Here is a 24,793-nt window from a genome sequence, read left to right on the forward strand (position 1 = left end):
GAGGTGCGGCGTGTGGACTATCCACACGGCGACCCTCTGCGGTGATCGTTGTGGACGACGGATCCGGTTCAGGCGACCTGGGTACCGAGCCACCAGCCGCCGGCGGCCAGGGCGACGGCCAGTATCGCGATCAGCACCGTGAGGACCTGTGCTCGCCGGCGCGCCCGCAGTCGGGCCTCGGTGAATTGCGCCGCATGCGCGGCCAGGCGGGGCCGCGCACGGTCGATGTCGTCGCCCCGGGGGTCGTCGCGTGGATCGTCCCGGTCGTCGAAGCGTGTCCGGGAGGTCGGCGGCGGACCGACCGGGCCCGAGTCCATCATCCGGGTGTCGGTGCGCGGCACGGGTCCTCGCGGGGGCGGCGGGGCCACAGGGGCACGATTGTTGCGATAGGCGACCACCGTCTCGCGCTCGGCCGACCGCGCCGGGGCGGGAACGGTGAACGGCGGCAGACGCAGGTCGTCGATGATCGACTCGAGGGCGTCGAGCATGTCGTCGCCGTCGGCGAAACGCGCCGAGGGATCGCGGGCGGTCGCCGTCAGCACGAGATCGTCGAACTCGCGCGGCACCCCGGCGATGACCCGACTCGGGGGCCCTACGTCGCGGTGCAACCGCGCGTACGCCAGCGCCAGTGACGTGTCGCCGGTGAACGGGGTTGTCCCGGTCAGCATCTCGTAGACCAGGATGCCCATCGAGTAGATGTCGCTGCGCGCGTCGGAGTCAGCCGACTCCACCTGCTCGGGCGACAGGTAGGCCGCGGTGCCGAGGATGACACTGTCGGAGGTGATGCCCGCCGCGGCGATGGCGCGCACGAGGCCGAAATCGACGACCTTCACGTCCCCGCGCTCGGAGATCAACACGTTCTCCGGTTTGACGTCGCGGTGGACGAGGCCGTGCGCGTGCGCCGCGCCCAGCCCACCGAGCACCGGCACCGCGACGGCCGCCACCGCATGTGGCGGCATGGGACCGCGCTCGGTGAGCAACTCGCGCAGCGTCCCGCCCTCGACGAGTTCCATGACGAGAAAGGCGTATTCGCCGTCGACACCCTGGTCGTAGACCGGCACCAGCCCGGGATCCTTGAGGCGGGCGACCGAACGCGCCTCGAACTCGAACCGCGACAGGAACTGCGGGTCGGCGCTGTACCGCGGATCCATCACCTTCACCGCGACCGGCCGGTCGAGCCGCAGATCCATCCCCAGGTACACGCTCGACATCCCACCGCGCGCGATGAGCGCATCGATCCGGTAGCGGCGTTCGAGTCGGGCGCCCAACAGGACGTCGCGCACCGCACTCACGAGCGCACGCCGATCTCCGCGATGTCCATCCGATCAGCCTAGCGAGCCAGGGGCATGCGACCGGTGCAGGCGTGTTCGTGCCGGCGTCGCGTTGGGTAGGGTCTTCTCCCGTGGCCTCCCTCCCGATGACCGTTGTCGACCTGCCCGACGGCGAGCCGCTGCTCGACATCTCCGGTGTGGCCCGGCGCCTCGGTCTCTCGGCGGGGAAGATCCGCGCGATGGTCGCCGAGCACGAGTTGTTGGCGGTCAACGTCGATGGTCAGCCGATGATCCCCGAGGTCTTCTTCGACGACGACGGCATCGCCAAGCACCTCACCGGGCTCATCGCCGTCCTCTACGACGGCGGCTTCGACCGCGACGGGGTCGTGCGGTGGCTGTTCACCGTCCACGACGATCTCGGTGAATACCCCGCGCGTGCACTGCACGGACATTCCGCCCGCGAGATGATCCGGCGGGCCCAGGCGCTCGGCTTCTGACGAACCACCCCGTGACGGTCGCGGTGAGGGGTCACGGAGCCGCGATCGCGGTGGCGTAGGCCGGATTGTTCGGTGTCCCCAGCCCTGTCGTCTTGTCGTACCCGACCGTGGTCGCGTAGACCGAGGCGTTGCCGGTGATCGAGTTGGTCCCGCCGGTGATGTCGTGGAACGCCGCCGGGGTGGCGGTCGCGACCCGGTAGAGCGTCGGGTTGATGTTGCCGAAGCGGGTACCGCCCGCCTTGGCCGCGGCCAGGGCGAAGAGGCCGGCGTTGAGCGGTGCAGCGCCGCTGGTGCCCGCCGAGGCGCTCCAGCCCCCGCCGTTGTCGTTGCCGCTCTGGTCGATCAGCTCGGTGTAGACACTGAACTGGTACTCGGCGGCGACCGCCGAGATGTCGGGCACCTGACGCTTGGCGCTCGTGTCGACACCGGAACCGGTCTGCCACGACGGCCGGGCGAAGTAGGTCGACACACCACCGCCGCCGGCGCCGCGGAACGACGTGTCGGTGCCCGCGGCGTAGTCGTTCCACACCTTCTCGTTGGCCCACGCCCCGGTCGTCGAGTTGATGTAGAGCCGGGTGCCGCCGACACTCGTCACGTTCGGGTCCGATGCCGGGTAGTCGACGGTGACGGTCGTGTCGCGCGAGCTCGGGTCCCACTGGTCGGATGCGCCGTGGTCGCCGGCGGCGTCGACGAACGTCTGTCCCTGCGCCACACCCTGGGCGATGATGTTCGACAGCGCGCGGATGCCCGAGGTGCCCTCGCGCAGTTCCGAGGCGCCCCAGCTGATCGACACGATCGATGCGCGGTTGTCGGACACGATCTTCCCGTAGAGGTCGACGTCGGCGCTGTCGGTGTTCGGCGCCTGGTAGTCGAGGATCGTCGCCTTCGGTGCGATCGCGTGCAGCACCTCGATGTCGAGGTCGACCTCGCCCTGCCCGGAGAGGTCACCGCCGGGTCCACCGTCCACGTTCACCGTCTGCACGGCGGGGGCGGTGATCCCGTACTGCGCGTCGTACGCCTTGTAGTTGGCCGGGTGGTACCCGGAGAACTCCACGAGCGCGATGGTCTGGCCGGCGCCCCCGCTGCCGCCGATGGTGGTCGCGGCGTAGGCGGTGTTCAGTTCCTTTGCCGTGAACCCGCCCTTCGGTCCGGTGCCCTTGTCCGTCGCGGCGTTGGGCACGAACTTGGGCGTCTGCGTGATCTGTGTCGTCGGCGGCGGGGTGACCGGCAGCGGGTTGTCGGTCAGGCCGGAGACGTCGGTGATGATCGTCGCCGCGGCCGGAGATGCCTTGGCGCTGCTGTCCGCACCGACGAACTGAGCGCCGTTCTTCGGGTCGCGGTACTGCGAGATCGAGGTCCCGAACGTGTCGCTGAGTTGGCTCACCGTCCCCGTGGCGGGGATGGTCTGCGTGCCCGGCACCAGCTTCCCGACCCGCAGACCGTGTGAGGTGAGGTAGTCCGAGACCGTCGCGACCTGTGCCGGGGAGGGGCCGAACCGGTTCGCGAACTCCCCGGGCGTCAGGAACTTCCGGAACTGCGGCGACGCGGGGTCGCTGACCGCGGCGTCGAAGTCGCTCAGTCCCTGCGGATCCCGCGAGGCGAGGGCAACGGTGACCGTCCGACGCTCCTGCGCGGGAACGCTGCCGACCTTCGCCGACCGGGCGACGCGGGGGCTGACCTGGGCGCGACCGTTGTCGACCGGCGCGACCGGCGCATCACCCGGCGGTGCCGCCGAGGCGACCCCCGAGCCGAGGGCGACGGCGACCACCGCCACCGCGGTGACCGGTAGGAGGCGTCTGAAGGCCATGTCGTGTCTCACTTTCCTTGTGCGCGCGAGCAGTCGTCGTGGGTCACGGCGTCGCGCGTTCGTCGATGATGGGGAAGTTAGCAGTTGATGAGGAGTGGTAACTAGCTATACGAACAGTTCTGATCGAAACTGACGGGACCGTTACGTCGGCGACATCGAAAGCGGGCAAACCGACCGGCGATCGGTCGTCTCGCCCGCGAGATCGCGGTGTCGTGCATGATCAGGTCCATGAGAACTGGTGTCGTGCAGGGTGTGTTGGGGCTGTGTGCGGTGCTGCTGATCGGATCGGTGGCGCCGGCGGGTGCGCAGCCGACACCGGCGTCGCCGGGCGCCCGGGCCTGCCCGGCCGCGGTGGTGATGCCGGCGCGGGGCAGCGGCGACCCGGTTCTCGCGCCCCAGCGCTACGGACGGGTGGTCTCCGACGGTTACGAGGGCCCGCTGTTCCACACCCTGCTCGCGGCGACCTACGCCGGCGACCCCGCGGACATCGCCGGCGTCCCGGTGGTGACGACCGGCCCGGGATATCAGGCCGTGTCGATCGAGAACGGCACGCGCAACCGGTCTTTCGGTGCGTCCATAGCATCCGGGGTCGTCGCTCTCATCGCCCGATACGACAGCGCGGCGGCCGCGGGAGGGCCCGGCTGTCGTCCGAAGGCGGTCCTGCTCGGCTACTCGCAGGGAGCCGCGGTGGTGCGCACGGTCGCCCGGCGGCTCGCGCCACGCGGCGTGGTGGGCGCGGTGATGCTGTTCGGTGACCCCCTGCAGATCCCGGGAGCCGACGGCGTCCACGGCGCGGGGTCGAGGGGCACGGGGATCTGGCGCACCGACGCCACCGCCGCGATCTCGGGTGTCGACAACATCGGCGCCGACGCCTACTACCGGTTGCCCCGCATCGCCCGGTGGTCGCTGTGTCACGGCGGTGACCCGGTGTGCGGGTTCGGTCCCGGGGCCGACCTCGTGGGGCAGCAGCACGTAAACTACCTCCGCAGCGGTCTGCGGTACGTGCCCGCGGCAGGGCGACCCGCATCGGCGCGAACCGAACTCCAGGAGGCGGTCTCCGTACTGCGTGGTTACCTGCGCAGCGCGTCGACCCGCTGATCCACGTCAGCGTCGGGTGATCAGAGCCCCCAGGGCCCGGCGCGCCCGGCGACGGTTGGGCACCACCACGCGGTGATCGAGGATCTGGTGGTCGGCGGCCTCGATGCGATCGAGGATGTCGCGGTACAGCTCGAACGCTGCGCGGATACCGGGACGACTGCGCGGTTCGATCAGGGCGATACCCGGCTCGGCATCGCGGTATCGGGCGCGTGTGACCGCGATGCAGTGCGCCAGCGCCCGTCGCACCTCCGGCGGTGTCACGCCGGTCCGGCGGCCCTCGAACAGCATCGCCTCGTCGACCCCGAACGTCGCGAGTTCGTCGGTGGGGAGGTAGATCCGGTCGCGGTCGAGGTCCTCACCGATGTCGCGGATGAAGTTGGTGAGCTGGAACGCCTCGCCGAGCGCGATGGCGGGTTCGCGGGCCGCTTCGGGATCGAGCGTGCCGATGATCGGCAGCATCTGCAGACCGATGACCGCCGCCGACCCCCACATGTACTCACCGATCTCGGCGAAGGTGCGGTACCGCGACCGGAACAACGTGCTCTGCGGCAGATCCATCCGCATCGAGGCCAGGAACGCGGTGAAGTACGACTCGGGGATGGCGAACCGCGCGATGGTGTCGGCCAGGGCGAGAACCACCTCGTCGACGTCGGAGAGGTCGTCGGTCGGGTCGTGTCGCAGTGCGCGCGACAACTGTTCGTCGATCGCATCGACCCCGCCGACCGGATCGGGATGGCCGGGCACGTCGACGATGTCGTCGACCATCCGGGCGAAGCCGTAGAGCGCGTAGACCCCGCGACGGCGGTCCGCGGGGAGCAGTCGCGTACCGAGGTAGTAGGTACGACCGTGTGTCGCGGTCGCCTCGAGTCCACGTTCGTAACCGCGCTCGGTGCGCTCGGCGACGGTCATGAGGCTCCTGTCGGTCGTACGAGGTTCTGCGGTCGCACCGAATCCTTCCGTACCAGCGACCACGCCGCCAATCCGGCGATCGCCAGGGCGACCATCACATCGACCGGCTCGTACAGCAGGATCGAGTCGTCGGGTTGGAAGGCGATCAGCGCGAACGTGCACCCCGCGACGATGGCGGCGAGCGACCGCCGACCCAGCGCGGCCGCCCCGGCGAAGACCAGCGCCCAGCTGTAATACCAGGGCAGGGTGGACGGTTCGAGCGCCAACACCGCGGCCATCGCGACCGCGACACCCACGACGGCGGTGCGCTCGTCATGACGGTATCGCCACCATGTGGCGACGAGGATCACCGCGAGGGCGACGGCGCCGACGGTCCGGAGGACGGAGAGCACCGGAGGCAGGGGCAGGGCGGTGAACGGTGCCGCCACCAGCGTCACGAGATGTGCGACGGCGGTGGGGACGGTGAGCCAGTTGACGATTCGATCGGCGTACCCCAGGCCCGTCAACCATCCGAGTCCGTGACCGACGATCACGGTCGCGGCGGCGAACACCACCCCGGTGATCGCGACGATGGCCGCCGCTATCGTGGCGACGTCGCGGGGGCGCACGGGGCGCCGAGACCGGATGTGTGACAACCAGATCCAGAGCACGAACGGGACGGCGACGCCGGCGGTGATCTTGATCGACACCGCGACGGCCAACACGAGCAGTCCGGTGACGTGACGACGCGCGACGACCAGGGCCACGCCGGCCACCAGGAGTCCCGCCATCAACATCTCGACGTGCGGTCCGCCGACGAGATGGATGACGAGCATCGGGTTGAACACCGCGAGCCACAGTGCGATACGCCGATCGCGCCCCAGTCGGTGCGCGAGGGCGGGCACCGCCCAGATCGCGAGCAGCCACCCCGGCAGCATCACCACGCGCATCGCGAACACCCCGGCGACCGGGTTGTCGCCCGTGACCTCGGTGACGCCGCGGGCGATCTCGACGAAGAACGGACCGTAGGGCGCGGTGGTGGTCGCCCACACCTGCGCCATCGAGTCCAGCAGGGGCCCGGGAGAGGTGGCGGGTCCGTCGGCGTAGGGGTTCAACCCGTCACGCAGCAGCGCGGCCTGGGCGAGGTAGGCGTACACGTCGCGGCTGTAGACCGGGACCGCCAGCATCAACGGCAGTGCCCAGGCGACCGCCCACCAGCGCAACAAAGAGATCTCGCGATCCATCGGGGGATCCGCGGCGGGGGAGCCGTCGGCGACGAGGGAGTCGGGATCGGATCGGCGCGCCAGGAATGCGCGCCCCAACCGCACCCAGGCCCACACCATGAGGGCCACACCGACCCAGAAGAGCAGGCCGGCAGCAGATTTGCCGTGTCCGTAGGTGACCCACGCCATCGACGCGTCCTGCAGCCACGTGTTCGCGCGCGGGATGTCGCCGACGCCGTAGCTGCCCACCGTTACGAGGACCGATCCCACGAGACCGATCCGCAGCGACGCGACAACCGGTGAACGTAGGCCGTTCTCGCGCGGCGTCGCGGTGGTCACCGCGTCGGCGGGCACCGACGTCACCCGGTGATGCGTTCGGCGGCGAGCCGACCCGACACCAGTACCGGCGGGATACCGACGCCGGGAACGGTCGAGCTGCCCGCCAGCACCACGTTGACCGCGCCGGGCCACAGATTCTGGGTACGCAACGGCCCCGTCTGCGACAGGGTGTGCGCCGCGGCGAACGGTGTTCCCGCAGACATCCCCGAGCGGGCCCACACGCCGGGGTCGTCGATGCGCATGATCTCGGCGTGCTCGGAGATCCCGCGGTAGCCGCGGCTCTCGAGGACCGAGAGTGTCTCCGCGACGTAGGGACCGGCCAGCGACTCCCACGGCAGGTCGGCGCTGTCGAGGTTCGGGCACGGGGCCAACACGCTGACCGACTCCATCCCGTCGACGATGAAGTTCGTCGGGTCGCTGATCGCCGGTCGGTTCATCAGCAGCGACGGGTCGGTCATCAACCGACCCGATCGTGCGGTCAGCTCGCGGAAGGTCTCGGTCCAGGCGTCGCCGAAGTCGATGGTGTGGTGACCGCCGGGCCAGACCGCGGTCAGGTCGGTGGGCACCCGCAGGTGCGCCACCACGGCGCTGGGGGAGTGTCGGATGCGGCGGCGTCGCGACGGGGCGCCACCCTGTGCCAGCAGCCGATCGGTGACCGGGGTGTCGGTCGTCATCACCACGGCGTCGCATTCGATCTCACCGTCACCGGTCACGACGGCCACCGCGCGCGGTCCGCCCGGGGCGGTGCGGTCGAAACGGACTGTCCGCACCGGGGCGTCGTAGATCACACTGCCGCCGGCCTCGGTCAGCGCGCGCGCCATCACCGCGCCGACACGTCCCATGCCGCCCCGCGGGTACGAGACTCCCATACCGATGTCCATGTGCGAGATCACGGCGTAGATGGCCGGCGCCTGCGACGGTGGGACGCCGGCGTAGAGGGCCTGAAAGGTGAACGCTCGCTGGAGTCGCGTGTCGGTGACGAAGCGGTTGATGGCCGGTGTGAGTCGCCGCACGGCACCCATCGTCACGAGATCCTTGACGCCGGTGCGCATCCGGCGGGTGGTCACGTAGTCGAGGAGGCCGTCGGTGTTCTGGTCCATGAAGTTGTCGAACTCGACCTCGTAGAGCCGCTGCAGCCAACTGCGCAGGCGCAGGTACCCCGATTCCTGGTCGGGGCCGAACGTCTTGCCGATCGCGGTGGCGAGCTCGTCGGTGTCGCGCGGGACGGCGAAGTCGGTGCCGTCGGCGTAGCGCAGGTGGTAACTCGGGTCGAGCGGGATCAGGTCGAGCAGTGTGCCGGCGGTCGCGGCGGAGATACCGACGGCGGCGAGCGGGGCCTCGATGAGCGACGGCATCGTCAACACCGATGCGCCGGTGTCGAACAGCGAGTCACCGAGTTTCTCGGTGCGTACCCGTCCGCCCGGTGTGCGCTGCGCCTCCACCACCGTGACGTCCACACCCTGACCGCGCAGATACAGCGCGGCCGAGAGTCCGGACAGACCGGCGCCCACCACGACGACGTGGTCGACGGGTCCGGTCACCCTGCGGTCTCCGGTCACATGCGCCTCCCGGCGATAGCGGTGGCGTACGCCACCAGTTCCTCACGCGCGCCTGCCTCGACGGGGGCCGAGGCGAGGATGTCGACCGATTCGTCGACCAGGCGTGTGATGTGGTCCTCGACGGCGCGCACCGCACCGACGTCGTGCAGGATGGCGCGCGCCCGGTCGAGTTCACCGGCGTCGAGCGGGCGTCCGACGAGACCACGGAGCTCGGCCGCCACCCGCGGGGCGTCGGCGTCGGCGTTCTGCAGGGCCAGGGCGAGCAGGGCCGTGCGCTTGCCCGCGACGAGGTCGTCGCCCGACGGCTTACCCGTGCGTTCGGGATCGCCGAACACGCCGAGCAGGTCGTCGCGGAGTTGGAAGGCGATACCCAGGCCGTCGCCCACCTGACCGAGGGTCGCGACGAGGTCGTCGGGTGCGTCGGCGGCGACGGCACCGAGCTGCAACGGCCGGGCGACGGTGTACCCGGCGGTCTTGAAGCGCATCACCCGGAACGCGGCGTCCACCGATTCGTCGTCGCCCGCCTCGCCGACGACGTCGAGGATCTGTCCGGCGAGGACCTCGGTGCGCATCGCCGACCACACCGGACCGATCCGCGCACGGATGCCGGGACCGAGATCGGCCGCGATGATGAGGTCGTCGGCCCAACTCAGGGCCAGATCGCCCAGCAGGATCGCGGTCGACATGCCGAAATGGTCGGCGTCTCCCGACCACGACCGGTGCCGATGGGTCGCAGTGACCGACCGGTGCACGGTCGGGTTCCCGCGTCGCGTCTCCGACAGGTCGATGACGTCGTCGTGGATCAGGGCGCAGGCCTGGATCAGTTCGAGCGCCGCGCACACGTCGAGCGCGGCGACGGCGTCCGAGGTGCCGAGTGTGCCGCCCGCGCACCGGTATCCCGACCACGCGAACACCGGACGGACCCGCTTGCCCCCGCTGAGGGTGAACGTCGTGACGAGATCGGTCAGGTCGGCGACCTCGGGCGCGATGGCTGATGTCTGCTCACGGCGGGCGGCGAAGACCCGCTGCAGTCGCGCCTCGGCCGCCGCGGGGACGTCACGCAACGACACCGGTGACACATCGCCGACGGTCGGGGCGGCGGCGAGCTCGGTGCCCGGCGCCCCTGTCACCGTTCGCTCCCGCGGGTCTCACCGGTACACACCATGACCTCGACATTACCGACCCGGCGATCCGGGCACGTCGCAGGCGGGGACGCCCACCGTATGATCGCAACGTGACCTCACCGATCGCCTCGCCCACCGTCGTCTCGCGGTTGTCCGAGCCGCACAGCGGCCCGGTGCCGTTCTCGGTCGAGTTCTTCCCACCGAAGGACGCACCCGCCGAGGAACGTCTCTGGCGCGCCGTCCGCATCTTCGAGCGTCTGCGCCCCGCGTTCGTGTCGCTGACCTATGGAGCCGGCGGCGGGACCCGCGACCGGACCGTGCGTATCGCCGGGGAACTGGCCCGCGAGACCACCCTGACCACCGTCGCCCACCTCACCGCGGTCAACCACAGCCTCGACGAACTGCGCGCGATGGTCGGCTCGTACGCCGATCAGGGCATCACCAACGTCCTCGCGCTTCGCGGCGACCCGCCCGGCAACCCGATGGGCGAATGGGTCAAGCACCCCGAAGGTGTCGCCTACGCCGAGGAACTCGTCCGACTGGTCGGCGAGCTCGGTGACTTCCAGGTCGGCGTCGCCTCGTTCCCCGAGGGCCACCACCGGTCACCGACGCTCGAGGAGGACACCCGCTTCCTCCTCGGGAAGCTGCGCGCCGGTGCGGAGTACTCCATCACGCAGATGTTCTTCGACGTCGAGGACTACTTCCGCCTGCGTGACCGGGTGGCGGCAGCCGACCCCGAGCAGGGTGCGAAGCCGATCATCCCGGGCATCATGCCGATCACGTCGCTGGCGTCGGTACGCCGCATGCTCGAGCTGTCGGGATCGAAATTGCCCGCCGATGTCGATGCCCGCCTCAGCGCGGCCGCCGGCAACGACGAGGAGGCCAACCGCGAGGCGATCCGCGCGGTCGGCATCGATCTCGCCACCGAGATGTCGGAGCGACTCATCGCCGAGGGCGCGCCGTGTCTGCACTTCTGCAGCCTGAACTTCGCCCGCGCCACCACCGAGGTGCTCGACCGCCTCGGCATGAACGTCCTCGTCCCCTGACGATCGGGTCGCGGACACGCTGCGCCGGTCCACCGACCGACGTGCCGGTCAGCTGATCGATCGGCCCTTCCACTCCAGTCGACCGGTCCGTGTGTGCACGGCCGAGTCGGCGATGAGTGCGGCAGCAGCAGCCATCGACACCGGGTGCGCTGTGGCGTCGAGGACATCGGACGGCCCGAGGGCACCGGTCTCGACACGGCGGGAGATCATGCGTCCCGCCGCACCCAGCACGAGAGCGGCCGCCGCAGGCGTGCGTCGTCGGCCGAACACGGCCCGCAACGCCGGGGCCACCTGACCTACGAGCAGTAGAGCGACCACCGCCCATGATCCGCGCGCCCCGCCGAATTCCGTTGCCGTCCATCGTCGGTATCCGGCCCGGAGGTCACCACCGGAGCGATACATCCGGCACCGCACCATGTGCCCGCCACTGCGGTTGACGGTGCGCATCCCTGCGCGGCGGAACACCCTCGCCAGCGCGATGTCGTCAGCGGGTTCGGCGGCCACCGACCGGTGTCCGCCGACGTCGCGGTAGACCCCGAGTCGTGTCGTGAGGAACTGTCCGTTGGCGACGGCGGTCGAGGTCCGCAACTGTCGCTCGGTGACCGCCTGCGGCAGCATCGAGAACCACGACCAGAACAGCAGCGGCTGCACCATCCGCTCGAGCGCCGACCCGACGACCTGGGCGGGCCACACCGACAGCAGTCCCGGTGGTGGGCCGGGTGTGTCGGCGAGGGAGTCGAACACCGCGACCGCCGCCGCGATGGCATCGGGACCCAGGCGGACGTCGGCGTCGACGAGGCACAGTCGCGTGTCCGGTGGGTCGTCGGCCAGGTCGGTGGTCAACCGGTGCAGCCCCCACGCCTTGCCGGTCCAGCCCGGGGGTTTCGGCGTGCGTGTGCCGTCGATGACGTCGATCCGGTCGTCGCCGTCGATCGCACCTCGGGCGATGTCGGCGGTCCCGTCGGTCGATTCGTCGTCGTAGATCCGCACACGCAGGTCGGGCACTCCGCGTTGCGCCCGCAGGTCGGCCACGAGGTCGGCGATCACCTCGACCTCGTTTCGGGCGGGTACGAGCACGAGCACCGGACCGGCCACCGGGTGTGGCGGTGCGCTCAGCGGGTGGACGTGCCGGGCGTTGACCGCCGCCATCGCGAGCCCGGAACCGGCGAGGACGAGGGCCACCGTGTCGACGGCGACCGTCGGACGCCCTCGGCGTCGGGCCGTGCTCACCCGCGCACCGCGCTCAGCTGCACACCGTCAGGTTCGGCCGGCGCGGGGGGAGGCGTCGCGCGTCGTGTAGGCGACGCCGCCGATGATGAGCACGACGGCGAGGGTGATCCCGGCGAGGAGCCACGTCCAGTCGCCGAACGCCGCCGTGCCGGGGTCGGAGTACTCCGCCTCGGCGCTCAGATCGCTCACCTTGCCCGAATCCGGTGTCCACGTGACGGTGTCGTCGGAGGACTGTTTGCCGTTGGTGGCGCTGATCGGCCCGGCGAACTGCACGGTCAGCGACACAAGATCCTGGCCGGCGGTGAGGCTGCTCAGGTCGGTGGAGCCACGGAACCGCACCACGTCGCCGTTGCGTTTGGTGCTCAGGTCCATGCTCACCGGACTGTTCGGATACGCCTCGAGCAGCAGATCGCCGAGTTCGTTGAACTGTCCGACCGGCAGCGCGCTGTAGGTGACGCGGGTGCCCACCATGCCGTTGTCGGAGTAGGCGTCGGCGACGACGCTGCCCGCCATCGACTGCGGGATCTCGATCTGCGGTCCCTTGCTGTCGCCCGAGGCCTTGGCGGCCACCACCAGCTCACCCCACAGTCGGTCTCCCACGTACGGCGACCGTTCCATGCACGACGTCAGCGACAGCGAACCGATGAGCACGGCCAGCAGTGCCGCCGCGGTGCTGACGGCGCGACGGCGGGAACGGGACCGCGGGGCGGTGCGCTGGGGCGGGGGGACCGGAGAGGCGGGCACCACGACATCGTGCCAGGGCGAACGGGTCACCGACGACGACCCGCCGCGTGTGGTGCGTCGGTGTGTGTCGCGGCGCCCGGCGTGGGACCGCGCCGCGAGGCCGCGACGACGACCGCGGGCACCGCCAGGACACCCATACCGACGATGCCGTAGGCGACGCCCGAACGCAGTGCGCCGTCGGAGAGCAGGAAGATCTGCGCGAACGCCGAGCCCGCCCAGGTCCAGCACAGCCACACCAGCGGTACGACAGGGGTCGCGCCCCGGGCGGTGTCGGGCGGGTCGAGAAGTTCGAACACCCCCATGACCACGAGTCCGACCGCGGCCCAGCCGGCGAAGTTGGTGAGCGGGATGGCCTCCATCCCCGGCAGGCCGGCGTCCTTCGCGTCCCAGGTCCACAAACCCGCCGCGACCATCTGCGGATCGAGGTAGAGATCCCAGCTCACCAGGCCCACGACCCCGATCGCGACGCGGCCCGCCCGTGCGGTGGGCACCACGAAGGCCGCCACCCGCCAGACCGCGTACGCACCCATGAACCAGGCGGCGGTGATGAGGATGGGGACGTCGGCCACGGCCGGCCCGATGCGGTCGGTGGCGTACCCGTAGGCGCCGAAGGGGAATCCGGTTCGGGTGCCGATCACCTCGGCGGCGAACACGATGGCCGACACCGCGGCGATGATCGCCACGCCGCGACCGGCGCCTCGGCGTGCGACGACGTCGACGATCATCGCGATCGACCCTGCACACAGGACCGCCATCGTCGCGGTGTCGCGCGCTGATCCCTCGACGAGCGAGTAGACGATCTGGGCGAGCACCCATGCGGCGACGGCGGCCAGCGACACCACACGAGCGGTGCCGGTGGTGGCGCGTGCAGCCGTCGGGGTGGTCACCTCGTGGGCCTGCCGATCAGCGGTGCCCTCCGACGCACCGCCGTCCACGCCGAGCCCAGCGCGTCACGCACACCGTCGGCCACGCCGGTGCGGTCGGAGAGCACGAGGTCGGCGGCCAGAGCCCCGCTGATCCCGCTGACACCACCGCCCGGATGGGTCGAGGCACCGGCCAGGTAGAGGCCCGGCACGCCCGGTACCCGATGGCCGCCGAGGTCGGGGTGCGGCCGGAAGGCGAACATCTGGTCCATCGACATCTCGACGTGCATCACGTTGCCGCCGACGAGGCCCAGCTCGTCCTCGATCCGGTCGGGGGTCTGTACGTGCATGTGTTCGATGGTGGACGAGAACCCGGGCGCCTGTCGATCCATCTCGGCGACGATGTCGTCGCCGGCCCGCTGTGCGAGATCGGTCCACGAACGGTTCTCGGCCAGGTGGCGAGGATGCCACTGCGACCACAGGGTGATCGAATGTCGTCCGGGAGGGGCCAGACCCGGATCGATGGCGGAATAGCTCATGGCCACCAGGGCCGGCCTGCGCGGGAGTTGGCCGGCGCGGGCGTCGCCGTAGGCAGCGGCCAGATGGGCCCGGTCGGAGACGAGGAGCCCGAGGCCCGAGTGGACGCCGTGGGCGGGGAGGTCCGAGGGCAGGCCGGGATAGTCGGGGAGCGCCGAGGCACCGATCCGGACGGCACTGCCGATGCCCGGGCCGACCTCGATGCGGCCGCGCCATCGGCGCACCTGCTCGGGTGCAACACCACCGGCGGCGAGGGCGTCGAGCGTGGTGAGGATGTGGCAGGCCGCGACGACCGATCGGGCGCGGCGGACCGCACCGCCCGTCGATGTCACCCGCCAGTGGTCTCCCGCCCACGCGAGCGACTCGACCGGTGCGTCGAGGACGAGCTCGCCGCCGTGGGACCTCAGCGCCGAGACGAGCGCCTCGGTGAGCGCGCCGCTGCCGCCGACCGCTCGGCCGGGCGGGAGCGTGTGCATCAGTGCCGCGATGCCGACCATCGGCGCGGTGCCGGGCTCGCTCATGGGTGGTCCCGACTGCGCACCGAACCAGGCGAGCGCGGCCTTGAGGCGCTCGGAGTCGAACCAGCTGTCCAGCAGGGCATCTCCCGAGCGGAGGAACTCCTGGGCGAGATTCGCCCCGGCGGCCCGGCCGGTGACCCCGTCGCGGGTGGGCATGCCCCAGAACGACCGGGCGAACCCACCGACGGTGGGGCGGTGGGCGAACATGCGCATCACCGCCGCCGAACGTGGCCCCCACACGGCCACGAACTGTCGGTACGCGTCCGCCTCGCGCGCGCCGCACGCGGCCTCGATGGAGGCGCAGGTCGCGTCGAGGTCGGTGCGGAAGACGATGGCCGGTGCGTCACCCTGCGCCGGCGCGAACGCCCACGGGTCGCAGTCGATGTATCGCAGACCGTGGGATGCCAACGACAGGTCGTCGATGATCGAGGTGTGCCGGATCATGATGTGGGCCGACGAGCCGCGATCGACCCGGTAGCCGGGGAAGCGGGCGACCGTCGACACCGCGCCGCCGGGGATGGTGTCGCGTTCGACGACGGCCACGTCGAGCCCCGACTGCGCGAGGTAGGTGGCCGCGACGAGCCCGTTGTGCCCGGCGCCCACCACGATCGTGTCGTGGATGCGGGTGTCACTGCTGGCGGTCATGAGGGCCCATCGGTAGTCGGCGTCCGAGTACGGCGAACGGTCGCGGGTCGCCCGCGAAGCTGAAGTGGCGGAGGAGGTCGGCGAAACCGACGCGCCGGTAGAGGCGCCACGCCCGATTGTCGTCTGCGGGCACCTCCGGTGTGGAGAGCAGCACGCTCTTCTCGGTGCGGCCCTCGAGGAGTCGTGCGAGCAACGCCTCACCGATCCGGTGACCCTGCAGGCGGGGATGCACGTGGAGTTCGGTCAGTTCGAAGTAGTCGCGGGTGATCTCGTCGATCTGCTCACGTGTGTACCCGCCGTGCCGCAGACCCGCGCAGAGTTGCTGATGCCACCACTGGTCACCGGCGCCCGTGTAGCCGTAGGCGATCCCGATCAGGGACTCGCCGGTCGACGACCCGTCTGTCTCGTCGTCGGGGGACCGGTAGGCCCCGACCGCGGTCCAACCCGGTCGGCGCATGTGATCACGCCACAGCGGAGAGCGATGTGTCTGCGTACCCCGGGGGTACCCCATGGCCTCGACGTAGACGTCGAGAGCGGGGTTCAACCAGTCCCCGGCGTCGTCGGGGACGAGGCCGACCAGGCGAACAGACACCGTTCTGCGCCTCCTCTTGAGACCTTGTCGGGGGGTAGCTATATTGAATAGGTCGAACGGGTGTTCGAGTACTCAACCTCCGCGACGAGTCGCATCGTGACCCGACGACCGACGGCCGGTCCGGCGGTGGACGAGGGAAGCGTCTGCGGCCGGGCCGGTCCGATCGTCGTCACGGCCGCGGTGCACGACGGATGTTCTGTTGCTCACGTTGTCGGTGGGCGCCGGTATGACTGATCCATCCGAGGAGGTTGAACCTCCACAGGTACACGACGAGACCATGAGAGGGGTGTGACGATGACCGGAACGCGTACGACGACACGGCGCACCGCCACGGTCGACCCACGACTCGCCCTGCGCGCCCGGGAACTGCTCGGTCGTGCCGAGGCGATGGCGGCGCACGCCGCGGACTCGCCGGAACCGACCGAACAGCTCCGTGCGCTCTACCTGGCCGCCCTGCGTGCCGCAGGTGCCGCGTTGGTGGTCGGGGAGAAGTCCACCCTCCGCCCGCGACGGGGATCGGTCAGTGCCTGGGCGCGCCTGCCGCGGGCGCTGCCCGAGCTGACCGTGTGGGCCACCTACTTCGCCGGGTTGTCCCGGCTGCGGGCCGACATCGAACTGGGCGTCGTCCGCGACATCGATCCGGCACGTGTGCGGGAGACCCGCTCGCGTCTCGTCGACTTCCTGGCCGAGGTACAGACGCAGGTCGTCGCGCTCGAGCACGGCACTCCGGTGCCCGCGAGCCATCGATCGGCGACTCTGGCCGAACTCTCAGCCGGGTAATGGTGGTCGGTTTCTCGATCACCTCGTATCATCGTCAACAGGGCTCGCGACACGAGCCCACCGACCCCGACACACCTGCCGCGGGTATGCGTTCGACACCGTCCGGTCACCGGACCGAAGTGCTGTAAGGAGGGGCGGTGCCACTCTCGGAGCACGAGCAGCGAATGCTCGAACAGATCGAGAACGCGCTGTACGCCGAAGATCCCAAGTTCGCCTCGAACGTCCGGCGTCGCCGGGTACGCGGCGGGTCGACCACGCGTAAACGTCTGCAGGCGGCGGTTCTGTTCGTCGTGGGATTGCTGCTCCTCATCGGAGGGCTGGTCGTCGACGTCACCGTCGGCGGGTTCCCGATCCTCAGCCTCGTGGGATTCCTCGTCATGTTCGCCGCCGGCCTCATCGCGCTGTGGGGGATCGGGTCGTCGGGACCGCCGGCGTCGGGATCCACCTCGGAGTCGTCCTCGGGACGTCGTTCACGAGGCAACGGGTCACGCTCGTTCAGCGAGCGGATGGAAGAGCGTTTCAACCGACGGTTCGAGCAGGAATGACCCCCGGCGGGACGCACGTCGCCCCGCACTGATCACAGACCGCAGAGACCGCGCACCGAATCCCGGTGCGCGGTCTCTTCGTCGTAGGGGACGGTGACCGCGCCGCCGCGATCGTCCGGCCCCGCGCATCCACTCGTCCCCACTTTGCTCCACCCCGCCGACTCGCGCGCCTCCTGCGCTGACCGTGTGCCGCAGTCGACCGCGAATCCCCAGGTCGCCGGGTCGGCGTCGACGTCGCGTCGCGAATGTCCCCCCACCGCATTTTGTGCCTCTGACATGCCGTTTTCCGCGTCAGGTCCATCGAGATGGGCAACTGGGGGTGGAAAGTGGGGGGAAGTGGGGTACTGTGGTGCACGGAGGAGAGAGTGCCGGACTCGCGACTCCGCCCGGCAGGAGGTGTGGGGAGAACATGTTTCTCGGCACACACCTGCACAAGTTGGACGACAAGGGGCGGCTCACGCTTCCCGCGAAGTTCCGAGAGCAGTTGGCAGGAGGCATGATGGTCACTCGCGGTCAGGACCACAGCCTCGCGATCTACCTGCCCGAGGACTTCGTCGAGCGGGCCAAGCGAGCTGCCGCGGCGTCCAAGGTCGACGAGAAGGCGCGGATGTACCAGCGTCATCTCAACTCCAGCACCGAGGAGATGGTGCCGGATGCTCAGGGTCGGATCACCCTGTCGGCCAAGCACCGGTCCTACGCAGGCCTCACCAAGGAATGCGCGGTGATCGGCAACTACGACTACGTCGAGATCTGGGATGCCCAGGCCTGGGAGCAGTACGAGTCCCAGCACGAGGAGAGCTTCTCGCGGGCTGACACCCCGTCCCTGGAGAACATCCTGTGATCACCGTCCCGCCGCCCAGGACCACGGCGGGACCGCACGGCCCGGATCGCCTCGGCGAGCTCAGGCCTCTGCCCGAGATGTCCCTGGCGCACTTCCCCAGCGCCAGGTCCGTCATCGGGCAGGGACCCGGACTCACCGCAACGACATCCCGGCCACGCCGACAGCACGACGCCACGTCGTGCTGCCGGCGACCGGTCCGATCGAACCGCACCGCAGGGCGCAGCCACTCCGCAGGCGCAGTGCGCAGCCATTCCGAAAGGCCTCCGGTGGAGCACAAGTCGGGCGAACACGGTCACATCCCGGTGATGGCGGATCGGATGCTCGACCTCATCGCTCCCGCTCTCACCCACACCGCCTCCGACGGCACCGGTGCCACGTTCGTCGATGCGACGCTGGGGGCCGGCGGCCACAGTGAACTCGTCGCGACCAGGTTTCCCGGCGTCGAGATCATCGCCATCGATCGCGACGGCAACGCGGTCTCGTCGGCGTCGGAGCGCTTGGCGCCGTTCGCCGATCGCGTCACCATCGTCCGTCGTCGCTACGACGAGATCGCCGAGATCCTCGCGGATCTCGGACGAACGAGGTATGACGCGGCACTGTTCGACCTCGGAGTCTCGTCGATGCAACTCGACCAGCACGATCGTGGCTTCGCCTACTCCGTCGACGCCCCGCTGGACATGCGGATGAACGACGCCGACACCCTCACCGCCGCGGACATCCTCAACACCTACTCCCACGGCGAGATCGCCCGGGTCCTCTCGGAATACGGCGAGGAACGGTTCGCCGGGAAGATCGCCTCGGCGGTTCTGCGAGAGCGGGAACAGCGGCCGTTCGACACCAGCGCCCGTCTGGTGGAACTGCTCTATCGGGCGATCCCCGCGGCCACCCGCCGCACCGGTGGCCACCCCGCCAAACGCACGTTCCAGGCGCTGCGGATCGAGGTCAATCGTGAGATGGAATCGTTGCAGCGGGCGATGCCCGCCGCGGTCGACCACCTCGCCGTCGGTGGACGCCTGGTGGTGATGAGCTATCAGTCGCTCGAGGACCGCATCGTCAAGCGGGAGTTCGCACATCGGGTCACGTCGAAGACGCCCCCCGGTCTGCCCTTCGACCTCCCCGGGACCGCGCCCGAGTACCGCCTGGTCACCCGCGGGGCCGAGCGCGCCGACGAGGCGGAGATCGAGTCCAATCCGCGGTCGGCGCCGGTCCGGCTGCGGGCCATCGAACGACTGGCCCCGCGATGACCGCGGCCCGAGGCCTCGCCGACGAACGCAGTGTGTACGAGTGGGACGAGACGGCGACGGTGGATGCCGTGACGATGGAGGTACGGCGATGACGGTGGCAGACCGAGGCGCGATCGTCGCCGGGACAGCGGAAACCGATTCGGCGAACCCCGATGCGGCCGAGGCCGACTGGGATCCGGATCTCGACGAGGCGGGCGGTTCGGCCTCGGGTACGAGGCGTCGTCGTGATCGCACCGGCGTGGCCGACCGCCCGCGGGAGAACCGGTCACCGGCCGCGCAACGGGCCATCGACCGACGCCGCCGACGCGCGACCCAGCGGTCGACGACCACTCTCGTCGACCGGCGCGACGCGCCGACCGGTGGTGTCCTCGCCCGCATCGTCGCCTCGCCTGCAGATCTGTTGCGGCGGATGCCGTTCGCCGTCCTGGTCGTCGCGATCCTCGCTGTGGGCCTGGGTCTCACGTTGTGGCTGTCGACGACGGCGGCGCAGACCTCTTACGAACTCTCGGCGAAGCGTCAGGAGAACCAGACGCTCATCGACCGCCGTGACGCCCTGAAGAAGTCTTTCGAGTCCGGCGACTCGGCACCGGAGTTGTCCGACAAGGCAACTGCACTCGGCATGATCCCGGCGAGCAACGTGCCACGTCTCGTCGTCGCGCCCGACGGGCGTACCCGCATCGAGGGCGAGATCGCCCCCGCCACAGGGACCGCGGCGCCGTCGATGAACTCCGGCCGTCCCACCGCCGTGACCCCGCAACCGGGTTCGTCCACCGGCGGCAACACCGCGGCGCTACCCGCGGAAACGGGAGCACCGGGTGCGGCGGCGTCAACCGACGAACCGCTGGCGGCGAACGTGTTGCCGGGGACCCCGGGGAGCGCCGGTACCCCGACCACCACCGCTCCGACCTCGACTGCCGCGGGATCGTCTGCCCCGTCTACGAATTCGACCACCCCGACCGGTACACCGCGAACGGGTACCGCACCGTCCGGGTCTGCCCAGACCGCACCGGCACCGGCCGATTCGCAGATCCCGCGATGATCGCAGTCGCGCCACGCCGACGGTGATGCGGATCGATATCGTTCACACAGTGGAGAATTGGGGCATGTCAGCTTCCCGCATGTGCGTCGCCGGCGCACCATGTCACGGTGTGATCGCGTCGAGTGATCAAGGCCGTCTCCGATGAGCGCCGACAAGCGTCGCCGACCGCCGGCCGCCGCGCGAAAGTCGGCGTCTGGAGCGGCCAACCGTGCTGATTCGCGTGCGCGGCCCCGCCGCGCGTACTCGGCGGGTATCCGCGACGACGCCGGTGTCACCGCACGCGGCGACGGTGCGCGGCAGTTCATCACCCGCACCCGTCTCGGCGCACTGGTGATGGGCCTCGCCGTCGCGTTGGTCGCCGGAAAACTGCTGATGCTGCAGACCGTCGAGTCGTCGTCGCTGTCGGCGCAGGCCGCCGACCAGCGGGCGGTGGTCGAGACGTTGCCCGCCAAGCGTGGCGCCATCGTCGACCGCAACGGCAAGCCGATCGCCTACACCGACGAGGCGCGCGCCCTCACCTTCCAACCGGTGCGCGAGCGTGCGGCGATCGACGCCGCCCACGCCAAGGATTCGAAGGTCCCCGACTCCGCGACCCGGATCCGCGAGATCGCCTCCGGCGTCCACGATCTGCTGGGCGGCGCGGTGTCGCAGGAGTCGCTGCAGCAGCAGCTCGCCAGCTCGGAACCGTTCGTCTACCTCGCGCGGTCGGTCAGCCCCGAGGTCGCGGGCAAGATCACCGACGAGTTCCCCGAGGTCGGGGCCGAGCGGCAGGACATCCGTCTGTACCCCGGTGGCCCGCTGGCGGCGAACATCGTCGGCGACGTCGACTTCGACGGCAACGGACTGATCGGACTGGAGTCGTCGATGGATTCGGCGCTCGCCGGCACCGACGGGTCGCAGACCTACGACCGCGGCTCCGACGGCGCGGTGATCCCGGGCAGTACCCGCAACGTGCACCCGGCCGAGAACGGCAGGACCGTGGAGCTCACCATCGACTCCGACGTGCAGTGGTTCGTGCAGAACCAGGTGCAGAAGGCCAAGGAACTCTCCGGCGCCCGTAACGCCTCGGCGGTGGTGCTCGACGCGAAGACCGGCGAGGTCGTCGCGATGGCGAACGACAACACCTTCAACCCGGCGAAGCCGTTGGCCGAACAGGGCAGCGCCCAGCTCGGCGACCTGCCGGTGACGTCCCCGTTCGAACCGGGCTCGGTGAACAAGCTCGTGACCGCCTCGGCGGCCATCGAGTACGGACTGACCGATCCGAACCAGGTGCACCAGGTGCCGGGCAGCATCGATCTCGCGGGGGTCACCGTGCGCGACGCATGGGTGCACGGTGTCGCTCCGTACACGACCACCGGGATCTTCGGGAAGTCCTCGAACGTCGGGACCCTGATGTTGGCCAAGCAGGTGGGCCAGGACCGGTTCGCGAACATGTTGCAGCGCTTCGGACTCGGCCAGCGCACACAGGTGGGCCTGCCCGGCGAGAGCGCCGGCGACGTCCCCGCCCGCAGTCAGTGGTCGGGCGGCACGTTCGCCAACCTGCCCATCGGACAGGGTCTCTCGATGACGCTGCTGCAGATGACGAGCATGTACCAGACGATCGCCAACGACGGGATGCGCGTGGCCCCGCGGATCGTCAAGTCCACCGGTGACGACGCGGCGGATCCGCCGGCGGGTGTGCGGGTGGTCAGCCCCCAGACGGCGACCACCGTGCGCAACATGTTCCGTGCGATCGTGCAGTCCGATCCGACCGGCGAGCAGCAGGGCACCGGATCGAAGGGTGCAGTGCCTGGATACCAGGTGAGCGCGAAGACGGGCACCGCGCAGCAGGTCGATCCCAACTGTGGGTGCTACTCGAACTCGAACTACAACATCACTTTCGCGGGTATCACCCCGGCCGACAACCCGCGCTTCGTGGTGGGGATCATGCTCGATCGCCCCACCCGCAGCACCGACGGCTCGGGCGGCCAGTCGGCGGCACCGCTGTTCGAGAGCATCGCCGCCTGGATGTTGCAGCGTGATCGCGTCCCGCTCTCGACCAGCCCGACACCGAAGATGATCCTGCAGGCCGTCTGACGTCACCGCGCACCGCCGCCGGCGATCCGGGGTCCGGGAGGTCCCCGCGTAGGGTGATCTGCCGGGCGGTCGCGCGACCGGGCACTCCAGGACCTAGGCGGGTTCGCCCGCCGTGAACGACGCAGACGAGAGGGGTGCGCGATGGCCGGATCGGGAACGCGACACCCGCGAACCCGGGCCCCTGATCCGACTCGTCCGAGTCGGGTGGAGCCGTGCGGGGTGGATACGTTGGCCGCCGCCTCGGGGGCCCGTCTCGATCTCATCGGGTCGGCCGCGCCGACCGTCGGCGTCACCGGGGTGACGCTGCGCGCGCAGGACACCCGACCGGGAGATCTGTTCGCCGCACTGCCCGGCGCACGAGCCCACGGCGCACAGTTCGCCGCCCAGGCCGTCTCGGCCGGTGCCGTCGCCGTGCTCACCGACGCCGCCGGCGCCACGCTCGTCACCGAGGCGATGGCCTCGGCGGAGACGCCCACGCCCTCGTTCGTGCTGCTCGTGCACCCCGACCCGCGCGGCGTCCTCGGCGACCTCAGCGCCCGCGTGTACGGGAACCCGTCGCTGCGACTGCGCCTGATCGGTATCACCGGGACCTCCGGCAAGACCACCTCGAGCTATCTCACCGAGGCCGCGCTGATGGCTGCGGGCCGGACCGTGGGACTCATCGGCACCGTCGAGACCCGGGTCGCCGGTGTGCGGCAGGACAGTTCGCTGACCACGCCCGAGGCGCCCGCGCTGCAGGGGTTGCTCGCGGCGATGTGTGAACAGGGAGTCGACACCGTGGTGATGGAGGTGTCCAGTCACGCCCTCGAGCTCGGTCGGGTCCGAGGCAGTTCCTTCGCGATAGGCGGTTTCACGAATCTCTCGCAGGACCACCTCGACTTCCACCCCACGATGGTCGACTACTTCGAGGCGAAAGCTCGTCTGTTCCGGCCGGATTCGCCCGAGCACGCCCTCCGCTCGATCGTCTGCGTCGACGACGAGTGGGGTGCCCGGATGTCCGAGATCGTCGGCCACGGTGTGGTGACGGTGTCGACGCGGCACAGTTCGGCCGACTGGTACGCCGGGCCGTCTCGACTGCGCGACGACGGGTCGCAGGTCGTCACCGTCCGCGACCCGCAGGGCACGCCGCACACCGTGCGGGTGCCCCTCCCCGGTCGCTACAACGTCGCCAACGCCCTCGTCGCGCTGGCCATCGCCGACGCCGCGGGGGGGTCGATCGCCGACGCCGTCGAGGGCATCGCCGGGGTCGCGGTACCGGGTCGTGTCGAGCTCGTCGACGGGGGCCAGGACTTCCTCGCCGTCGTCGACTACGCCCACAAGCCGGCCGCTCTCGAGGCTGTCATCGCGACCCTGCGCGGGCAGACCCGGGGCCGCCTGGCGGTGGTGGTCGGTGCCGGAGGCAACCGCGACACCGGGAAACGTCCCCTGATGGGGGAGGCGGCGGCACGGGCAGCCCACCTGGTGATCGTGACCGACGACAACCCCCGTGACGAGGATCCCGCCGCCATCCGCGCCGAGGTGCGAGCCGGTGCGCAGGCGGTGGCGCCCGGTGAGCGCCCCACCGGATCGGAGGCGGGCGTCGAGATCGGCGACCGTGCGGCGGCGATCGCGCATGCGGTCGCGTGGGCCCGGGCGGGGGACACGGTCCTCGTCGCAGGCAAGGGCCACGAGAGCGGACAGGAGGTCGCGGGCGTGAAGACCCCCTTCGACGATCGAGACGTACTGCGGCGGGCACTCGCCGACCGGCAGGAGACGACATGACCCCGACCATCCGCGTGATCGACCTGACCGGAGCCGCCGACGCGACGGGGCCGGACACCGACGAGGCGATGGACCGCGCCCGCGATGCGCTGCGGACACTGGTACAGACCGCCCGCGAGGGAGGCCGCGACGCCGGGGGCGGTCGCAGCTTCGCCGTACTGGGCGAGTTCGGCGGCACCGAACCCGACAACGACCGGGCCGTCGCCCACGACCGGGTGGGCCGGCTGGCCGTGCGACTCGCCGTCGACATCGTGATCGCGGTGGGCACGACCCGCATCGTCCGCGCACTGCACCAGGGGGCGGTGATGGAGGGTTCGTGGGGCGACGAGGCCCGGATGGTCGCCGACGCCGAGGCCGCCGTGGAGATGCTGATCGCGGAGATCGGCGACGGCGACGTGGTCCTCGTCGCGGGCGACGGATCCGATTTGTCGGCGGTCGCACGCAACCTGTTGGATGACCAACGGTGTGCGGCGACACTCGTGGCGCCCCCGGACGGGGCCGACGGCTGACCCGCCCACCCCAGACA

23 protein-coding genes are annotated in these 24,793 nt (G+C 70.4%); 11 read left to right on the top strand and 12 right to left on the bottom strand.

All coding sequences use genetic code 11. The features are described 5' to 3' along the window. Nucleotides 1-68 precede the first annotated feature (68 nt). A complete protein-coding gene (locus tag ACLBW1_RS16615; protein WP_447812890.1) occupies nt 69-1,292 on the bottom strand; it encodes a protein kinase domain-containing protein in 1,224 nt (407 codons plus the stop codon). Nucleotides 1,293-1,402: 110 nt separating this feature from the next. Here ACLBW1_RS16615 and ACLBW1_RS16620 point away from each other — a divergent pair, with 110 nt between their 5' ends. After that, nucleotides 1,403-1,768, top strand: a complete 366-nt coding sequence (locus ACLBW1_RS16620; RefSeq protein ID WP_447812891.1) for an Rv2175c family DNA-binding protein — start codon at nt 1,403-1,405, stop codon at nt 1,766-1,768. Nucleotides 1,769-1,799: 31 nt separating this feature from the next. On the opposite strand, the gene ACLBW1_RS16625 is transcribed toward ACLBW1_RS16620, so the two are convergent. Further along, nucleotides 1,800-3,575: a S53 family peptidase gene (locus tag ACLBW1_RS16625; protein WP_447812892.1), complete on the bottom strand. Its 1,776-nt coding sequence runs from the start codon at nt 3,573-3,575 to the stop codon at nt 1,800-1,802. A 228-nt stretch (nt 3,576-3,803) separates the two neighbouring features. On the opposite strand from ACLBW1_RS16625, the gene ACLBW1_RS16630 reads away from it, so the two are divergent. Further along, entirely contained in the window at nt 3,804-4,673 is an 870-nt protein-coding gene (locus ACLBW1_RS16630; protein ID WP_447812893.1) for a cutinase family protein, read from the top strand. A 6-nt stretch (nt 4,674-4,679) separates the two neighbouring features. On the opposite strand, the gene ACLBW1_RS16635 is transcribed toward ACLBW1_RS16630, so the two are convergent. Genes ACLBW1_RS16635 through ACLBW1_RS16650 form a run of 4 tightly spaced genes read right to left on the bottom strand, consistent with a single transcriptional unit; the run spans nt 4,680 to nt 9,812 of the window. Beyond that, entirely contained in the window at nt 4,680-5,582 is a 903-nt protein-coding gene (locus ACLBW1_RS16635; RefSeq protein WP_447812894.1) for a phytoene/squalene synthase family protein, read from the bottom strand. Further along, nucleotides 5,579-7,147 (bottom strand): alpha-(1->6)-mannopyranosyltransferase A, encoded by a 1,569-nt coding sequence (locus ACLBW1_RS16640; RefSeq protein WP_447812895.1) that lies wholly within the window; start codon nt 7,145-7,147, stop codon nt 5,579-5,581. The genes ACLBW1_RS16635 and ACLBW1_RS16640 overlap by 4 nt, the downstream gene beginning before the upstream one ends. Then, complete coding sequence (gene crtI / locus ACLBW1_RS16645) at nt 7,144-8,664, bottom strand: phytoene desaturase family protein (protein ID WP_447812896.1); 1,521 nt, start codon at nt 8,662-8,664, stop codon at nt 7,144-7,146. Before crtI ends, ACLBW1_RS16640 begins: the two co-directional genes overlap by 4 nt. Before the next feature lie 14 nt (nt 8,665-8,678). Continuing rightward, nucleotides 8,679-9,812: a polyprenyl synthetase family protein gene (locus ACLBW1_RS16650; protein WP_447812897.1), complete on the bottom strand. Its 1,134-nt coding sequence runs from the start codon at nt 9,810-9,812 to the stop codon at nt 8,679-8,681. A 104-nt stretch (nt 9,813-9,916) separates the two neighbouring features. On the opposite strand from ACLBW1_RS16650, the gene metF reads away from it, so the two are divergent. After that, entirely contained in the window at nt 9,917-10,852 is a 936-nt protein-coding gene (gene metF / locus ACLBW1_RS16655; protein WP_447812898.1) for a methylenetetrahydrofolate reductase [NAD(P)H], read from the top strand. A 48-nt stretch (nt 10,853-10,900) separates the two neighbouring features. Here the strand turns inward: metF and ACLBW1_RS16660 are convergent, their stop codons facing one another. From ACLBW1_RS16660 to ACLBW1_RS16680, 5 genes are read right to left on the bottom strand one after another with little or no spacing between them, the layout of a single operon-like run. Next, nucleotides 10,901-12,082 carry a glycosyltransferase gene (locus ACLBW1_RS16660; RefSeq protein ID WP_447812899.1) on the bottom strand — a complete coding sequence of 394 codons (1,182 nt, stop codon included), beginning with the start codon at nt 12,080-12,082 and terminating at the stop codon, nt 10,901-10,903. Between the two features lie 27 nt (nt 12,083-12,109). Further along, nucleotides 12,110-12,826, bottom strand: coding sequence for an LppM family (lipo)protein (locus ACLBW1_RS16665; RefSeq protein WP_447812900.1), 717 nt, complete (start codon nt 12,824-12,826; stop codon nt 12,110-12,112). A 26-nt stretch (nt 12,827-12,852) separates the two neighbouring features. Then, nucleotides 12,853-13,713, bottom strand: coding sequence for a carotenoid biosynthesis protein (locus ACLBW1_RS16670; RefSeq protein ID WP_447812901.1), 861 nt, complete (start codon nt 13,711-13,713; stop codon nt 12,853-12,855). Then, nucleotides 13,710-15,389 (bottom strand): phytoene desaturase family protein, encoded by a 1,680-nt coding sequence (locus ACLBW1_RS16675; RefSeq protein ID WP_447812902.1) that lies wholly within the window; start codon nt 15,387-15,389, stop codon nt 13,710-13,712. Before ACLBW1_RS16675 ends, ACLBW1_RS16670 begins: the two co-directional genes overlap by 4 nt. Then, nucleotides 15,373-15,981, bottom strand: a complete 609-nt coding sequence (locus ACLBW1_RS16680) for a GNAT family N-acetyltransferase (RefSeq protein WP_447812903.1) — start codon at nt 15,979-15,981, stop codon at nt 15,373-15,375. Before ACLBW1_RS16680 ends, ACLBW1_RS16675 begins: the two co-directional genes overlap by 17 nt. Nucleotides 15,982-16,275: 294 nt before the next feature. On the opposite strand from ACLBW1_RS16680, the gene ACLBW1_RS16685 reads away from it, so the two are divergent. Both ACLBW1_RS16685 and ACLBW1_RS16690 read left to right on the top strand, forming a co-directional pair. Continuing rightward, entirely contained in the window at nt 16,276-16,761 is a 486-nt protein-coding gene (locus ACLBW1_RS16685) for an SAV_6107 family HEPN domain-containing protein (RefSeq protein WP_447812904.1), read from the top strand. 137 nt (nt 16,762-16,898) lie between these two features. Further along, nucleotides 16,899-17,306: a DUF3040 domain-containing protein gene (locus ACLBW1_RS16690; protein ID WP_447812905.1), complete on the top strand. Its 408-nt coding sequence runs from the start codon at nt 16,899-16,901 to the stop codon at nt 17,304-17,306. A gap of 32 nt (nt 17,307-17,338) precedes the next feature. Here ACLBW1_RS16690 and ACLBW1_RS16695 read toward each other — a convergent pair whose 3' ends face one another. After that, nucleotides 17,339-17,584 (bottom strand): hypothetical protein, encoded by a 246-nt coding sequence (locus ACLBW1_RS16695; RefSeq protein WP_447812906.1) that lies wholly within the window; start codon nt 17,582-17,584, stop codon nt 17,339-17,341. Between the two features lie 131 nt (nt 17,585-17,715). On the opposite strand from ACLBW1_RS16695, the gene mraZ reads away from it, so the two are divergent. The 6 genes from mraZ to ACLBW1_RS16725 all read left to right on the top strand — a co-directional run bounded on the left by mraZ (nt 17,716) and on the right by ACLBW1_RS16725 (nt 24,776). Next, the gene (gene mraZ / locus ACLBW1_RS16700; RefSeq protein ID WP_447812907.1) at nt 17,716-18,147 is read left to right on the top strand and encodes a division/cell wall cluster transcriptional repressor MraZ; all 432 of its coding nucleotides are present in this window, start codon (nt 17,716-17,718) and stop codon (nt 18,145-18,147) included. A 266-nt stretch (nt 18,148-18,413) separates the two neighbouring features. Continuing rightward, the gene (gene rsmH, locus ACLBW1_RS16705; RefSeq protein ID WP_447812908.1) at nt 18,414-19,391 is read left to right on the top strand and encodes a 16S rRNA (cytosine(1402)-N(4))-methyltransferase RsmH; all 978 of its coding nucleotides are present in this window, start codon (nt 18,414-18,416) and stop codon (nt 19,389-19,391) included. A gap of 88 nt (nt 19,392-19,479) precedes the next feature. Further along, nucleotides 19,480-20,430: a hypothetical protein gene (locus tag ACLBW1_RS16710; protein ID WP_447812909.1), complete on the top strand. Its 951-nt coding sequence runs from the start codon at nt 19,480-19,482 to the stop codon at nt 20,428-20,430. 141 nt (nt 20,431-20,571) lie between these two features. Continuing rightward, nucleotides 20,572-22,506 carry a peptidoglycan D,D-transpeptidase FtsI family protein gene (locus tag ACLBW1_RS16715; protein WP_447812910.1) on the top strand — a complete coding sequence of 645 codons (1,935 nt, stop codon included), beginning with the start codon at nt 20,572-20,574 and terminating at the stop codon, nt 22,504-22,506. A gap of 141 nt (nt 22,507-22,647) precedes the next feature. Next, a complete protein-coding gene (locus ACLBW1_RS16720) occupies nt 22,648-24,267 on the top strand; it encodes a UDP-N-acetylmuramoyl-L-alanyl-D-glutamate--2,6-diaminopimelate ligase (RefSeq protein ID WP_447812911.1) in 1,620 nt (539 codons plus the stop codon). Continuing rightward, entirely contained in the window at nt 24,264-24,776 is a 513-nt protein-coding gene (locus ACLBW1_RS16725) for a glutamate ligase domain-containing protein (protein ID WP_447812912.1), read from the top strand. Before ACLBW1_RS16720 ends, ACLBW1_RS16725 begins: the two co-directional genes overlap by 4 nt. Nucleotides 24,777-24,793: the final 17 nt, after the last annotated feature.

The sequence above is a fragment of the Williamsia sp. M5A3_1d genome, from assembly GCF_053345315.1.

Excerpts from the sequence above, each read along its gene's own strand:
- ACLBW1_RS16685 (WP_447812904.1), top strand. The coding sequence starts at position 16,276 with ATGACCGGAACGCGTACGACGACACGGCGCACCGCCACGGTCGACCCA.
- ACLBW1_RS16715 (WP_447812910.1), top strand. The coding sequence starts at position 20,572 with ATGAGCGCCGACAAGCGTCGCCGACCGCCGGCCGCCGCGCGAAAGTCG.
- ACLBW1_RS16630 (WP_447812893.1), top strand. The coding sequence starts at position 3,804 with ATGAGAACTGGTGTCGTGCAGGGTGTGTTGGGGCTGTGTGCGGTGCTG.
- ACLBW1_RS16710 (WP_447812909.1), top strand. The coding sequence starts at position 19,480 with ATGACGGTGGCAGACCGAGGCGCGATCGTCGCCGGGACAGCGGAAACC.
- ACLBW1_RS16725 (WP_447812912.1), top strand. The coding sequence starts at position 24,264 with ATGACCCCGACCATCCGCGTGATCGACCTGACCGGAGCCGCCGACGCG.
- ACLBW1_RS16625 (WP_447812892.1), bottom strand. The coding sequence starts at position 3,575 with ATGGCCTTCAGACGCCTCCTACCGGTCACCGCGGTGGCGGTGGTCGCC.
- mraZ (WP_447812907.1), top strand. The coding sequence starts at position 17,716 with ATGTTTCTCGGCACACACCTGCACAAGTTGGACGACAAGGGGCGGCTC.
- ACLBW1_RS16695 (WP_447812906.1), bottom strand. The coding sequence starts at position 17,584 with ATGTCAGAGGCACAAAATGCGGTGGGGGGACATTCGCGACGCGACGTC.
- ACLBW1_RS16635 (WP_447812894.1), bottom strand. The coding sequence starts at position 5,582 with ATGACCGTCGCCGAGCGCACCGAGCGCGGTTACGAACGTGGACTCGAG.
- ACLBW1_RS16720 (WP_447812911.1), top strand. The coding sequence starts at position 22,648 with ATGGCCGGATCGGGAACGCGACACCCGCGAACCCGGGCCCCTGATCCG.
- ACLBW1_RS16675 (WP_447812902.1), bottom strand. The coding sequence starts at position 15,389 with ATGACCGCCAGCAGTGACACCCGCATCCACGACACGATCGTGGTGGGC.